We start from the raw sequence: 13,116 nt of genomic DNA, 5'->3' as shown, positions 1-13,116 counted from the left end.
CAAAACAATAAAAGGGCACACTTAAGTACACATTGTTTAAGGTGCCCTTCAATTCACCTGGTTACTATCAGCGAATCGTACTACCGCTCACAGCCCCTTCCGGCTTCGGCTGCCCGGTCAGCGTACTCTGCCAGTTGCCGGCTTCGTTCGAGAGATTTGCTGAGCACGTCGGCAAGCAGAACTCCGGTGTCTGCGGCTGACGACCCAGCGCCGATAGTGGCGTTATACTGCCCGAGCTGCTCACGGATGGCAACGAGTTGCTGCTGCAACCTGCCAGCACGAGCGGCAGCATCAAGAGCATCATTGCGCGCCTGGTCGATCCTATGCTGCGCTTTTCGTTCACTGGTGGCTTTCTCCTTCTCATTACGCTGGCGTGACTCATCATCAGCCTGTTTCTGATCTGCCTGTGCCTTTGAATATCCGGCGGCGTACTGCACCTCACCATGGTTAACCCAAGCGACACGGCAGCCGTAAGCGATAGCAGCAAGCAACGCAACAATAAGCAACTGTTTCCAGTATGCTTTCACGAATGCCGGGATCATAGCAGCGCCTTTACCGCGATAGCGTAACGCGCGCGCCGGTCGTCGATGCCGTTCTGGCCACCGTTGATGATCTGCGTGACGCGAACCACACTGCCGGTGCATTTCAGACATCCTTTCGTTGCGAAGTACCACGCCGCGCTGCGGGCTGCATACGAATCCTGCGCCATTAGTTCAGGCTGAGAGGCCAGATCGACTTTCAGGCCGTTTCCGCAGTCCCGGTAGTTGTTCAGGCCGGTGATCTGGATAAGCCCGCGCCCGCGATATTTCCAGCCGTCGCCCGGTCCGTTATTGCCCATCCGCTTGCTGTACACCAGATTGGCGATCGCGCGCTGACGTTCCAGTGGTAACGCCTTCTCATACGTCTTGCGACCAAGGGTGTTGGCCTGGTCCTGTGTAATGCGGCCAGCGCGGACGAAGTTTGCCAGCCCGGCCACGCTGTAGTTGAAGTTTTCCTGCAACCTGGTGAACCCGCCAGACTCATGACCCACCTGAGCAATGAACATCGCCTGATCTTCTGGCTTCGTAATACCGAATTCCTGCATCGATGCGGTAATGTGTTGGTGCCATCGCGTAGCCAGTTCCTGGCTGACTCCTGCGGCGAGCTTGAACTGATTAATGTCCATGTTGCGACCTCGATATTTTGAAAATCTGCACGACGTTACCGCGTGTCTTCAGCACGGCGACAAGCATCACTGCGTTGATGATGACCTCTGATAAATCAGCGATCATTGGTGTGTGGTAATACAGGGCGTAAGCCACTCGGATAGGAATGCTGGCGGAGGAAACAATCAGGAAGTAAGCTATCCATGCCCCCCACCGCCGGTGCTGTGCTCCATTGCGCTGGAACGTACCGACACGCACGGCAATGCCTGAACAGATAGCTGCATTGGCAATAAGCAGAAGAACATCATGAGTTGCCATCGTCTTTTCTCCCCGGGATTAACTCGCGTGGATTGTCCGAACGGTGATAGAGCCAGATGCCAATACGAACTGCGACTATTGCCGACACGAACGCGCCAGCGGAGAAGACAATTCCTTTCTCAAATGAGTCCTGCGTGATGGTTGGGATCAGGCTGGCTACGCCGATTAGGATTGATGCAGTGGGTTTGTAGAAGAGAAGCCCGCATAGGAAGCTGAGCAGCGACAGTAAAACCCGGCGCCGTATCTGATACTCAACCGCCGAGGTGATAAATATTACCGCGCCAGCCAGCGCGCCTAACGCCACTTCTGGTGGAACGCCAGCAACTACCGCAGCAAGAGACCCCATGCTAAGCCACTGATTTAAAGTCTCACTGGTTATCTGGGCTGACATAGCGACCACCGTTTAATGTACATAAAGAACCCCCTTAGTTGGTGAGTTCATCACACACAATAAACCATATATGGATTGAATTACCTAAAGCCGCTTTTAACGGAATTACCCCAAATGGTGATTATGATATTGATTATCATTACTATTTTTGGTGATTTTATGTGATCTCTATCAATTCAAAAGCATTTAATTTCATTATTAACTTAATGTTCCATTATAATAATACATTAATTTTAATATCCTGATTAACAATGATTAAGTCAATACATTATTTACGTGGCATTGCTGCTTTGTTTGTTGTGTTATTCCATATGCAGGGATATCTGAACAATGGAACATATGAAAATCTTGGGTATCGACTATTTGGATTTGGAAATATTGGTGTTGATTTATTTTTTATAATAAGCGGTTATATTATATGTCTATCCGCTAAAGATTTCACAATAAACACAATACATATTTACGCTTTAAAAAGATTTTTTAGAATTTATCCAGTACTTATTTTTTCAGCATTGCTATGGTATATTTTTTTACCTGGAAACAAAGATGTTGATTTCCTAATTAGATCATTAATTCCAGCGCAATCAAACTATGCCGATGCGCCTCCATACTTTGGGTTTAATTTAATATACCCAGCATGGACATTAACTTTTGAAGTGTCGTTCTATGTTTTATATGCAATTTGTTTTTCATTATCTTGTAAATACAAAAATATCATGGCATTAGCAGTTACAATATTAACTCCAATTATTTTGCAATTGATAACTTCTGATAGCATAACATTGGATGGAGCAAAAAGCATTGTTCTGAATTCAGACGTATACTCAAATGCTTTTATTATTCTATTTTCCTCTCCAATGTTTATTGACTTTTCGTATGGAATAATTATTTATTGTTTTTTTAACAGTAACCTATCAATGTCATACTTATCTTTCAAGAAAACATCATTATGTATTTCTCTTTTAATGCTAATCACTTCACTTGCAATGATAGCGACAAGGCACGTACATGGGCACGGACCAATAAGTTTTGGATTTGTTAGTTTTTTAATTGTTTTCTCGCTTATCTCAATAGAAAAAGCATACGGAATGATTAATATATATGGTTTAGGGTTTCTTGGAAATATATCATACTCTTTATATATGACTCATGTGCTAATATATCATGGCTTAGATAGCGCAGGTATACTTATGCTTATAACTGGCGTAAATAAATTGATGATAATGATAACGTTATCTTTAATATTTTCATATATGGTATATCAATCAATTGAAAAGCCATTCATTAAACTTTGTGGTTATATTATAAAGCCAATTGAAAAATACTCATTAAGCTCATTAAAAAATAATTAGGCGCATCCTTGCGCCTTTTTTTAATTGAATAAAGAATCAACTGCATACGTTAATGATCCGTCAATCCTAGTTGTGTTAGTAAGGTTAGATCCAGTTAAATTTGTTACTGAGACTGATGTTAGATTATTAATAAATATCTCTGCCCCTCCTGCATTAACCTGCCCTCCTATAGGGCCAACTGACGCAAGGTTAGTATACAAAGATTGACCCTGGCCCAAAATCAGTGCAGTGCTAAATCAGAGATCTTCGTCTTTCTGACCCTGGCCCAAAATCAGTGCAGTGCTAAATCAGAGATCTTCGTCTTTCCGGAGACTTCGGATAAATTCAGCCGGAGTCATGTCATTTAATGATGAATGCGTTCTCTCATGATTGTATTCCCTGCGCCAGCTGTCGAGTTTGTCCTGCGCATCTTCCAGTGACAGGAACCAGTGAATGTTCAGACATTCATCCCGCAGGCTGCCGTTAAATGATTCAATAAACGGGTTATCTGTCGGCTTTACGGGGCGCGAGAAGTCGATGGTCACTCCGTGTTCATACGCCCATTTATCCAGACTTTTTGAGATAAACTCGCTGCCGTTATCTGTCTGAATACGTACCGGCAGGCGCTTACCCAGCACCCGCAACCCTTCCATCACACCGACCACATCCTAGCCTTTCAGCGACTTTCCGGCATGGATCGCCAGACGCTCCCGACTAAAATTATCGACTACAGTCAGCGCCCGGAAACGCCGTCCGTTAAACAGATTATCCGACACGAAATCCATACTCCAGCACTGATCGATATGGGTCAGGACCGGACGTTGCTGGCGATGTGCGGCACTGACATGTCTGCGGGGGCGCTTTCTGCGCAGGTTGAGGCCTTCCAGGCAGTAAATACGGTGAGTTTTCTTGTGGTTAACCCGCCAGCCTTCCCGCCGCAACTGGATATGAATACGCGGACAACCATACCGTATCCGGGTTTCCGCGATTTCCCGGATACGCAGGGTTATCGCCCGATCGTCGCGCCGGCTCTGCCAGTGGTAGACAGTCCTGCTCTGCATCAGCAACCCGCATCCCCGGCGAACGCTGATACGGTATGCTGCCTGCAGGAAATGCACCGCCTGGCGCTTCTGAGCCGGCCTCAGAACTTTTGCTTCAGCACCTCCTGCAGCATCTCCTTGTCCAGACTCAGGTCGGCCACCAGTTTCTTCAGCCGCTGGTTTTCATCTTCCAGCTGCCGCAGACGTCGCAGTTCCGTCACGCCCAGACCGGCAAATTTTTTCTTCCAGTTGTAAAAGGTGGCCTCAGAAATACCCATCTTTCTGCAGACTTCCCCGACGCGGGTGCCGGTTTCGGCTTGTTTCAGCGCAAATGCAATCTGTTCTTCGGTATAACGGGTCTTTTTCATGGCAATGTGCCTCCCGGTGAGATGGAAGAAAGACCGGATACTTCAGTTTAGACTGGCACTGTTTTCAGGGAGGAGATCAGTCCCATATATCAATCCATTTCCTCTGGTCGTCCAGGTAGTCGTGAAGGTTATAGTGAGCCATAACCCCGACCATCTGGTGACCAAGTATTTTCTCTATAACGTGCGGTGGGCAACCAAGTTCTGATAGCGTGGTTGCTATTGTCCTGCGCAGATCGTGAAGTGACCACTCATCCATTTTCGCCCCTTCCCTCGCACTACGGGCAAAGTTCGCGGCGACCTGCCCAGATATTGGCGTATCAACCTCCTTTCCTTCCATCCGGCGTGGCGACGTCACGACATGCTACGTGTTAACCCGCTCTCTCTGCGCTTCCAGTAGGCGAACTGCGGATGCAGGTAGTGCCCTGCGCGTAGCCTTGCGGGTTTTGTAATACTTATCTGGTATTGTCCAGGTCATCTCATCGAGATTAAACCAGCTCCATTTAGCCAGGCGTATTTCTGCTGTTCTGCACCCGGTGAGCATTACGAATTTTATGAGGAACTTTGCTTCAGTGGTTTGCCGGAATTTCAGCCAGTCATGGATCGTCTTGAGTTCTTCATTACTCAGAACCCTGCCTTTTCTCTTCGGCTTATCCCCGACATCTGACGGCAGCACGCCATCCAGTGGTTAGACTTTATCGCCTCACGGTTCAGGCAAAACCGGAATGCTCTCTTGCACAATGAAACCATGTAGTGGGCCATCACCCTGCTTTCAATGGCATCAAAAACGCTAACCCAGTGCTTACGGGTAGTGCTGTCGATTTTCACGTCGCCCAGCGCAGGCGCAACATGTTTATTAAAGACCTGAATATAGTAATCAGTCTTCGAAAGGCCAGACGGCAGGCAGTGCCTTTCAATCCAGCACATAAAAGCTTCTGTAGTAGTGAGTGACTCAACCAGTGAAACCCTCTCCAGCTTCACGCGCTCACGGGGATCGAATCCGTCCACCAGCCATGCTCTGAACTGTTGTCTCCTCTCCCTGGCCTGGGAAATACTCATCGCCGGATACTCACCGATGTTCAGCTTCACCGCTTTATTGTCCCATCAGTACCGGTAGAAGAACGTGACTTTGCCAGCCTGGCTTATTCTTGCGTTTAACCCGTGGGTATCTGCTACCACTTCTATTTCATCGCGCCGCTTACCAAGGGCCTTTTTTAGTTTCGTATCCGTGAGCATGAATTGGGTACACTTTTAATTTTGTGGTACACAAAATGCCTTCCTCAAAGATACCCGAAAGGTAACAATTCGAACCAGTTTGATTCAGTATGAAGAGAGATGCCTTATCTGGCGGGGTGCGGGAGGTAACAGTAGGTTTCAGACGAAAATTAATCTACACGGTATGATTAACAATTCAAAAAAGTCTTCTGAGTCCGGCTGGACGCCACTGAAGTCGTTGGGCACCGAATGCGGTGCCCTTATTTTTATCAGATGCTGTGGATCGCAAACAGCAACGAGTTACGTTGATGATTGAGAACACACTTTCTGATTGAGTGGATACGCATATTGCGACGCGACTGTCCTTCAAGCCAACGCGCTTTACGGCGGCTAGCCTGACGTAACATCCGCCAGCGTCCCACTTCCGTTCTACTACGTTTCATGTTAACGACTCTTACAGTGCTGGAGCCGAGCATTATACGCCCTCACCAAACTCAGACCAGCGCTTTTCCTGTGTTTTTATTTGCCAGATGATTCCTGATGCGTAAACTCATAACAATACGCTTTCAAAAGGATTTTTAATGTTATGACAACCTTCTACACAGTGGTGAGTTGGCTGGTCATTCTCGGATACTGGGTTCTGATTGCCGGCGTGACGTTGCGCATTTTGATGAAACGGCGTGCAGTACCTTCCGCGATGGCATGGCTGCTGATTATCTATATTCTGCCGCTGGTAGGGATTATTGCTTATCTCTCGTTTGGTGAACTGCACCTGGGGAAACGTCGGGCCGAACGTGCCAGAGCCATGTGGCCGTCGACCGCCAAATGGCTGAACGATCTCAAGGCTTGCAAACATATCTTCGCGCAGGAAAACAGTAGCGTTGCTTCATCATTGTTTAAACTTTGCGAGCGCCGTCAGGGAATTGCGGGCGTAAAGGGAAACCAACTGCAACTGCTGACCGATTCCGATGATGTGATGCAGGCGCTGATCCGCGATATCCAACTCGCACGCCATAATATTGAGATGGTGTTCTATATCTGGCAGCCCGGCGGGATGGCCGACCAGGTTGCGGAGTCTTTGATGGCCGCCGCTCGCCGCGGTATTCACTGCCGTCTGATGCTGGATTCCGCAGGCAGTGTCACCTTCTTTCGCAGCCCGTGGGCGGCAATGATGCGTAACGCAGGCATCGAGGTCGTCGAAGCCCTCAAAGTCAATCTGATGCGTGTCTTCTTACGCCGTATGGATTTACGCCAGCATCGCAAAATGGTGATGATCGACAATTACATTGCGTATACCGGCAGCATGAATATGGTCGACCCGCGGTTCTTCAAACAGGATGCGGGCGTTGGGCAATGGGTCGATCTGATGGCAAGGATGGAAGGCCCCGTCGCGACGGCGATGGGTATTGTCTACTCTTGCGACTGGGAAATCGAGACGGGTAAACGCATCCTGCCTCCCCCGCCGGATTTGAATATTATGCCGTTTGAAGAGGCCAGCGGGCATACTATTCATACTATCGCGTCCGGGCCAGGCTTCCCTGAAGACCTGATCCACCAGGCGCTGCTGACCGCAGCCTACTCTGCACGCGAATATTTGATTATGACCACACCGTACTTCGTGCCCAGCGACGATCTGCTGCACGCGATTTGCACCGCGGCGCAACGCGGAGTGGATGTCAGTATCATTCTTCCGCGTAAAAATGATTCCGTGCTGGTCGGCTGGGCGAGCCGCGCCTTTTTCAGCGAACTGCTGGCGGCCGGGGTCAAAATTTACCAGTTTGAAGGGGGACTGTTACACACCAAGAGTGTACTGGTTGACGGCGAACTGAGTCTGGTCGGCACCGTAAATCTGGATATGCGCAGTTTATGGCTCAACTTTGAGATAACGTTGGTCATTGATGACGCCGGATTCGGCGGCGATCTCGCTGCCGTTCAGGATGATTACATCTCGCGCTCACGCCTGCTTGATGCGCAGTTGTGGGCAAAACGCCCACTGTGGCAACGAATCACCGAGCGACTGTTTTACTTCTTCAGCCCGTTGCTGTAAAACGTGCGCAAGCGACGATAAACAGGTAGTCATTATGGATATGGATCTGAACAATCGCCTGACTGAGGATGAAACCCTTGAGCAGGCTTACGATATTTTTCTTGAACTGGCTGCGGATAACCTCGACCCGGCAGACATTATTCTGTTCAACCTGCAGTTCGAAGAACGCGGCGGCGCAGAACTGTTTGACCCGACAGAAGACTGGCAGGAACACGTTGATTTTGACCTGAATCCTGACTTTTTTGCCGAAGTAGTGATTGGTCTGGCAGACAGCGAAGACGGTGAAATTAATGACATCTTTGCCCGCGTGCTGCTGTGTCGCGAGAAAGATCACAAGCTGTGCCATATTCTCTGGCGCGAATAAGTGAAAAGCCGCTAACGCGGCTTTTTTTCATCTACTCCGGGAGCTTACTCCCGCAGCGGTTACAATACTGCGCGCTGTATTCGTGCTGCCCCTGCTGACACGTCGGGCATCTCCGCTGCTGATTACGTTTCAGAAACGCCGTGCTCATGTGCGTGGTGATTAAACCGGTTGGAATCGCAATAACAGAATAACCAATTAAAATCAGCGCCGATGCCACGATACGCCCCAATGGGGTATGCGGCGTAATATCGCCATAACCTACCGTTGTTACCGTTACGATCGCCCAATACACCGACGCATTCAGCGTCGTAAACCCATATTGCGGCCCTTCAATCACATACATCAGCGAGCCAAAAATAATCATCACAATGGCAATAAACGAATAAAACAGAATCAACTGATGACGCGCGCTATTGATAGCTCCCCAGAACACCCGCAACGAGGGCATGAAACGCAAGAGTTTCAGGATCCGCAGAATACGAATCGCCCGCATCGCCCGCCAGGCAAAAACATAATTGAGACTGATTTCCGGCCATAACCACATAACATACAGAGGCAGTATGGTGGCTAAATCAATGAATCCCCAGAAGCTGAAGACGTATTTCGCCGGATTCGGCCAGGTCAATAATCGCAGGAGATATTCGCTGGTGAAGACCAGCGTGACAAATAACTCCAGCCAGACAAAGGTATGCCATTCGCTGTACGTCAGGTGATATTGCGTCCCCAGCCCCGATTCAACAAAAATGATTAAGACGCTAATCAGCGCGAACAGACCGCATAACCCTTCAAAGCGGCGACCAGAACGCGTATTCAAATCGAATAAGAGATGATAAAGACGTCCACGAACGGAAGAGATGTTGAGCGACACAGTGACCTCGAAATGATAAGGGCTGACATAATGTCAGCCCTCGCGATTATAACGGGTCTACTTTCAGACAGGAAACCGCATGTCGGAAACTGCCCTCCAGCACGGGCCGCGTTTTAGCACATTCAGGCCCGGCAATGGGGCACCGGGTGCGAAATACACAGCCAGACGGAGGATTGATTGGCGACGGCAACTCCCCTTCCAGCAGTTGAATCGTTTTGTTTTTTTCCAGATCCGGATCCGGAATCGGCACAGCCGACATTAACGCTTTGGTATAGGGATGCAGAGGATTGTGGTACACCTCGTCATACGTTCCCAGTTCCACAGCATGACCCAGATACATCACCAGAACGCGGTCAGAAATATGTTTCACCACCGCCAAATCGTGGGCGATGAAAATCAGCGACAGCCCCATTTCACGCTGTAATTGTTGCAGCAGGTTAACCACCTGAGCCTGAATGGAGACGTCCAGCGCGGAAACCGGCTCATCACAAATAATCAGTTTAGGCTCAAGGATCAGCGCGCGTGCAATACCAATACGCTGACATTGTCCACCTGAAAACTCATGGGGATAGCGGTTGATCAGGTTGGGCAGAAGCCCCACTTTCAACATCATCGCCTTCACACGGTCGCGGACGTCCTGACGCGACAGTTTAGGATGATAAGTCCGCAGCGGTTCGGCAATAATTTCCCCAATCGTCATACGCGGATTCAGCGAGGCCAGCGGATCCTGGAAAATCATCTGAATATCGCTACGCACCGCGCGCCATTCATCCGGTTTCATGCCCAGCAGATCTTTACCCAACCAGGCTACTCTACCGTCAGTGGCTTTTACCAGCCCAATAATCGCCCTGGCGAAGGTCGATTTTCCGCAACCCGATTCGCCCACCACGCCCAGCGTTTCCCCTTCATACAGTCGCAGCGTCACACCATCGACCGCCTTCAGGGTTTTCGCAGGTTGCCAGAACCATTGCTTACCGTCTTTGATGTCAAAATGCACTTTCAGATCGGCAATTTCGAGAAGCACTTTTCGTTGTTCAGTCACCGCGTTCATACCAGATCCTCCACCGCTTTGAAGCAGGCGCGCAGACGGCCAGGGCTAAATTCCTCAAGAGGAGGCGCACTGCTGCATATTTCCATCGCATGAGGGCAGCGAGGCTGGAATGGGCAGCCTTTTGGCAAACGCAGCAGGTTCGGCGGGTTGCCTGGAATCGTCAACATAGATTCCCCTTCCGCATCCAGACGCGGTACAGCGTTGAGCAAGCCAATGGAATACGGATGAACGGGTTGATAAAACACGTCACGCGCGTTCCCATATTCCATCGTACGACCCGCATACATCACCAGAACTTTGTCGCAAATGCCGGCCACCACGCCAAGGTCGTGCGTGATCATGATAATGGCGGTGTTAAATTCACGTTTAAGCTCATTCAGCAGCGTCATAATTTGCGCCTGCACTGTGACGTCAAGCGCTGTGGTAGGTTCATCGGCAATCAGTAATTTAGGACGGCAAAGCAACGCCATCGCGATCATCACGCGCTGGCGCATACCGCCAGAAAACTCATGCGGGAACATTTTCATGCGCTTACGCGCTTCCGGCATTTTTACCGCATCCAGCATTTTCACAGACTCTTCAAATGCCTCGGCTTTACTCATCCCTTTATGCAGCATCAGAACTTCCATTAACTGCTCGCCGACCCGCATATACGGGTTCAGTGAGGTCATCGGGTCCTGAAAAATCATCGAAATTTGTTCAGCACGCAGCGTGTTAAGCTCGCGCTCGGGTAAGTTCAGTATTTCGCGCCCATTAAACTTTGCAGAGCCGCCAATGTGTCCATTTGCCGCCAGCAGTCCCATCAACGCAAACGCGGTCTGTGATTTGCCAGAACCTGACTCACCGACAATCCCTAACGTTTCCCCGGCGCGAAGCGAAAAGTTTAAATCGTTAACCGCGGTGACATCGCCGTCTGGGGTACTGAATGTCACGCGAAGATCTGTCACGTTCAGCAGTGCGTTAGCCTGTTGCTGCGCGAGCGGCGCGGTTGAGGTTTCAATTACACTCATGGCTGCACTCCTTAACGGTCTTTCGGGTCGAGGGCATCACGCAGGCCATCGCCAATAAAGTTAAAACAGAATAACGTCACCACAAGGAAACCGGCCGGGAAGAGCAGCAGCCACGGTGAAACTTCCATTGAGTTGGCGCCATCGCTCAACAAGGCGCCCCAACTGCTCAACGGCTCCTGGGTGCCTAAGCCGAGGAAACTCAGGAAAGATTCGAACAGGATCATGCTCGGCACCAACAGTGACGCATATACCACCACCACACCCAGAACGTTAGGGACGATATGACGAATCACGATATTGCCCGTAGAAACACCGCCCACCTGGGCCGCTTCAATAAACTCTTTACGTTTCAGGCTTAGTGTCTGCCCCCGCACAATACGCGCCATATCCAGCCAGGACACCATCCCGATCGCCACAAAAATCAGCAGGATATTTTGACCAAAGAAGGTCACCAGCAAAATAACGAAGAACATGAACGGAAAGGAGTTGAGGATTTCAAGCAGGCGCATCATCACAGAATCAATTTTGCCGCCAAGATAGCCCGATAACGAGCCGTATAGCGTCCCCACGATCACCGCCACCAGCGCAGCGGCAATCCCAACCATCAGCGAAATTCGCCCACCAATCGCCACACGAACCAGCAGATCGCGCCCGGAAGAATCGGTGCCGAAATAGTGCCCCGATTCGCTATCTGGCGCACTCGACATCATGCCCCAGTCGGTATCGAAATAGGTAAACTGCGACAGCATCGGCGCCAGTGCGACAAACAACGCGATGAAAACCAGAACCACGAGGCTGGCTACCGCCGCACGGTTGTGCATAAAACGGCGACGGGCGTCTTGCCAAAGACTGCGCCCCTCTACCTCCAGCTTTTCACTGAAATTTTCCAGCGTCTCGCTGTTTTTCTTACTTAACATCATAGCGAGCTCCAGTATCAGTAACGAATCTTCGGATCGATGACGGCGTACAGCACATCGACGACGGCGTTAAACACGATGGTCAGCGCCCCCACCAGAATGGTGAGGCTCAGCACCAGCGAATAGTCACGGTTCAATGCCCCGTTAACGAACAACTGGCCGATCCCCGGCAAACCATAGATTGTTTCAATGACCATCGAGCCAGTGATAATGCCGACAAATGCCGGGCCCATATAAGACAGAACAGGCAACAACGCGGGTTTTAACGCGTGGCGGAAAATAATCCGTCGCATCGGCAACCCTTTTGCCCGGGCGGTACGAATAAAGTTGGAGTGCAATACTTCAATCATTGAGCCGCGAGTAATACGCGCGATACTGGCAATATAGGCAAGTGACAGCGCCACCATCGGCAAAATCATAAATTTCAGCGCCCCGCCGTTCCAGCCTCCGCCGGGCAGCCATTTGAGCGTGATGGCAAATATCATGACCAGTAAGGGGGCCACGACGAAGCTGGGGATAACCACCCCGGTCATAGCTACCCCCATCACCGTGTAATCCCAGCGCGTGTTCTGGTTAAGCGCTGCAATGACCCCTGCGCTTACGCCGAGGATCACGGCAAGGAGAAAGGCGGCCGCTCCCAGTTTTGCAGACACCGGGAAGCTTGAGGCAACCAGGTCGTTGACCGTGTAGTCTTTGTATTTGAATGAAGGCCCAAAATCACCGTGCGCCAACTGCTTCAGATAGCTGAAGTACTGCGTACTGATGGGGTCATTCAGATGATATTTCGCTTCAATATTCGCCAGTACCTCCGGCGGCAGCGCACGTTCACCGGTGAAAGGACTTCCCGGTGCAAGACGCATCATAAAGAATGAAATCGTGATAAGAATAAAGAGCGTTGGAATCGCTTCCAGACAGCGGCGTAAAATAAATTTCAACATTGCCCGTACCTTCTGGCGTGTGCCTTTACACCTCTGTGTCAAACGAACTCAGGCGAGGTGTTTATAGTGCGATGAAAAAAAGACACTGTGGGGCAAAACTCGTTTGCCCCACGTCT

At 49.9% G+C, this 13,116-nt stretch carries 13 protein-coding genes and 2 pseudogenes; 3 read left to right on the top strand and 12 right to left on the bottom strand.

Annotated features, from left to right (window positions below; translation table 11 throughout):
• Window positions 1-80 precede the first annotated feature (80 nt).
• The 4 genes from ACO7SM_RS10170 to ACO7SM_RS10155 are packed head-to-tail and all read right to left on the bottom strand — an operon-like array spanning window position 81 to window position 1,854.
• Window positions 81-542: a DUF2514 domain-containing protein gene (locus ACO7SM_RS10170; RefSeq protein ID WP_490470698.1), complete on the bottom strand. Its 462-nt coding sequence runs from the start codon at window positions 540-542 to the stop codon at window positions 81-83.
• The gene (locus ACO7SM_RS10165) at window positions 539-1,165 is read right to left on the bottom strand and encodes a glycoside hydrolase family 19 protein (RefSeq protein ID WP_490470697.1); all 627 of its coding nucleotides are present in this window, start codon (window positions 1,163-1,165) and stop codon (window positions 539-541) included. The genes ACO7SM_RS10170 and ACO7SM_RS10165 overlap by 4 nt, the downstream gene beginning before the upstream one ends.
• Window positions 1,155-1,463 (bottom strand): phage holin family protein, encoded by a 309-nt coding sequence (locus ACO7SM_RS10160; RefSeq protein ID WP_490470696.1) that lies wholly within the window; start codon window positions 1,461-1,463, stop codon window positions 1,155-1,157. The genes ACO7SM_RS10165 and ACO7SM_RS10160 overlap by 11 nt, the downstream gene beginning before the upstream one ends.
• Window positions 1,450-1,854, bottom strand: a complete 405-nt coding sequence (locus ACO7SM_RS10155; protein WP_490470695.1) for a putative holin — start codon at window positions 1,852-1,854, stop codon at window positions 1,450-1,452. Before ACO7SM_RS10155 ends, ACO7SM_RS10160 begins: the two co-directional genes overlap by 14 nt.
• A 251-nt stretch (window positions 1,855-2,105) precedes the next feature.
• Here ACO7SM_RS10155 and ACO7SM_RS10150 point away from each other — a divergent pair, with 251 nt between their 5' ends.
• On the top strand, window positions 2,106-3,206 hold the full coding sequence (locus ACO7SM_RS10150) for an acyltransferase family protein (protein WP_490470694.1): 1,101 nt from the start codon (window positions 2,106-2,108) through the stop codon (window positions 3,204-3,206).
• A gap of 287 nt (window positions 3,207-3,493) precedes the next feature.
• Here ACO7SM_RS10150 and ACO7SM_RS10145 read toward each other — a convergent pair.
• The 3 genes and pseudogenes from ACO7SM_RS10145 to ACO7SM_RS10135 all read right to left on the bottom strand — a co-directional run bounded on the left by ACO7SM_RS10145 (window position 3,494) and on the right by ACO7SM_RS10135 (window position 6,248).
• A pseudogene (locus ACO7SM_RS10145) lies at window positions 3,494-4,593 on the bottom strand (IS3 family transposase).
• Between the two features lie 76 nt (window positions 4,594-4,669).
• Window positions 4,670-5,826, bottom strand: a pseudogene (locus tag ACO7SM_RS10140) (tyrosine-type recombinase/integrase).
• Between the two features lie 248 nt (window positions 5,827-6,074).
• Window positions 6,075-6,248, bottom strand: a complete 174-nt coding sequence (locus tag ACO7SM_RS10135; protein WP_192612408.1) for a YciY family protein — start codon at window positions 6,246-6,248, stop codon at window positions 6,075-6,077.
• A gap of 143 nt (window positions 6,249-6,391) precedes the next feature.
• Between ACO7SM_RS10135 and cls the strand changes: the two genes are divergently transcribed.
• Together cls and ACO7SM_RS10125 are read left to right on the top strand one after the other, a co-directional pair.
• A complete protein-coding gene (gene cls / locus ACO7SM_RS10130; protein WP_490470693.1) occupies window positions 6,392-7,852 on the top strand; it encodes a cardiolipin synthase in 1,461 nt (486 codons plus the stop codon).
• Window positions 7,853-7,886: 34 nt separating this feature from the next.
• Window positions 7,887-8,216: an HI1450 family dsDNA-mimic protein gene (locus tag ACO7SM_RS10125; protein ID WP_490470692.1), complete on the top strand. Its 330-nt coding sequence runs from the start codon at window positions 7,887-7,889 to the stop codon at window positions 8,214-8,216.
• 31 nt (window positions 8,217-8,247) lie between these two features.
• On the opposite strand, the gene ACO7SM_RS10120 is transcribed toward ACO7SM_RS10125, so the two are convergent.
• From ACO7SM_RS10120 to oppB, 5 genes are read right to left on the bottom strand one after another with little or no spacing between them, the layout of a single operon-like run.
• Window positions 8,248-9,084, bottom strand: a complete 837-nt coding sequence (locus tag ACO7SM_RS10120) for an ion transporter (RefSeq protein WP_490470691.1) — start codon at window positions 9,082-9,084, stop codon at window positions 8,248-8,250.
• Between the two features lie 46 nt (window positions 9,085-9,130).
• On the bottom strand, window positions 9,131-10,135 hold the full coding sequence (oppF, locus tag ACO7SM_RS10115) for a murein tripeptide/oligopeptide ABC transporter ATP-binding protein OppF (protein ID WP_490470690.1): 1,005 nt from the start codon (window positions 10,133-10,135) through the stop codon (window positions 9,131-9,133).
• Entirely contained in the window at window positions 10,132-11,145 is a 1,014-nt protein-coding gene (gene oppD / locus ACO7SM_RS10110) for a murein tripeptide/oligopeptide ABC transporter ATP-binding protein OppD (RefSeq protein WP_490470689.1), read from the bottom strand. Before oppD ends, oppF begins: the two co-directional genes overlap by 4 nt.
• Window positions 11,146-11,156: 11 nt before the next feature.
• Window positions 11,157-12,065: an oligopeptide ABC transporter permease OppC gene (oppC, locus tag ACO7SM_RS10105; protein ID WP_490470688.1), complete on the bottom strand. Its 909-nt coding sequence runs from the start codon at window positions 12,063-12,065 to the stop codon at window positions 11,157-11,159.
• A 14-nt stretch (window positions 12,066-12,079) separates the two neighbouring features.
• Window positions 12,080-13,000, bottom strand: coding sequence for an oligopeptide ABC transporter permease OppB (gene oppB / locus ACO7SM_RS10100; protein WP_490470687.1), 921 nt, complete (start codon window positions 12,998-13,000; stop codon window positions 12,080-12,082).
• Window positions 13,001-13,116: the final 116 nt, after the last annotated feature.

The sequence above is a fragment of the Citrobacter sp. LJND-P06 genome (assembly GCF_058188415.1).
Note: the sequence above shows the minus strand (reverse complement) of the source record. Positions and strands in the feature narration are given on the sequence as shown.

What these genes read in the sequence shown, in the direction of transcription:
- oppC (WP_490470688.1), bottom strand. Translation starts at nt 12,065, where the DNA reads ATGATGTTAAGTAAGAAAAACAGCGAGACGCTGGAAAATTTCAGTGAA.
- oppB (WP_490470687.1), bottom strand. Translation starts at nt 13,000, where the DNA reads ATGTTGAAATTTATTTTACGCCGCTGTCTGGAAGCGATTCCAACGCTC.
- oppD (WP_490470689.1), bottom strand. Translation starts at nt 11,145, where the DNA reads ATGAGTGTAATTGAAACCTCAACCGCGCCGCTCGCGCAGCAACAGGCT.
- cls (WP_490470693.1), top strand. Translation starts at nt 6,392, where the DNA reads ATGACAACCTTCTACACAGTGGTGAGTTGGCTGGTCATTCTCGGATAC.
- ACO7SM_RS10150 (WP_490470694.1), top strand. Translation starts at nt 2,106, where the DNA reads ATGATTAAGTCAATACATTATTTACGTGGCATTGCTGCTTTGTTTGTT.
- ACO7SM_RS10170 (WP_490470698.1), bottom strand. Translation starts at nt 542, where the DNA reads ATGATCCCGGCATTCGTGAAAGCATACTGGAAACAGTTGCTTATTGTT.
- ACO7SM_RS10160 (WP_490470696.1), bottom strand. Translation starts at nt 1,463, where the DNA reads ATGGCAACTCATGATGTTCTTCTGCTTATTGCCAATGCAGCTATCTGT.
- ACO7SM_RS10155 (WP_490470695.1), bottom strand. Translation starts at nt 1,854, where the DNA reads ATGTCAGCCCAGATAACCAGTGAGACTTTAAATCAGTGGCTTAGCATG.
- oppF (WP_490470690.1), bottom strand. Translation starts at nt 10,135, where the DNA reads ATGAACGCGGTGACTGAACAACGAAAAGTGCTTCTCGAAATTGCCGAT.
- ACO7SM_RS10165 (WP_490470697.1), bottom strand. Translation starts at nt 1,165, where the DNA reads ATGGACATTAATCAGTTCAAGCTCGCCGCAGGAGTCAGCCAGGAACTG.
- ACO7SM_RS10125 (WP_490470692.1), top strand. Translation starts at nt 7,887, where the DNA reads ATGGATATGGATCTGAACAATCGCCTGACTGAGGATGAAACCCTTGAG.
- ACO7SM_RS10135 (WP_192612408.1), bottom strand. Translation starts at nt 6,248, where the DNA reads ATGAAACGTAGTAGAACGGAAGTGGGACGCTGGCGGATGTTACGTCAG.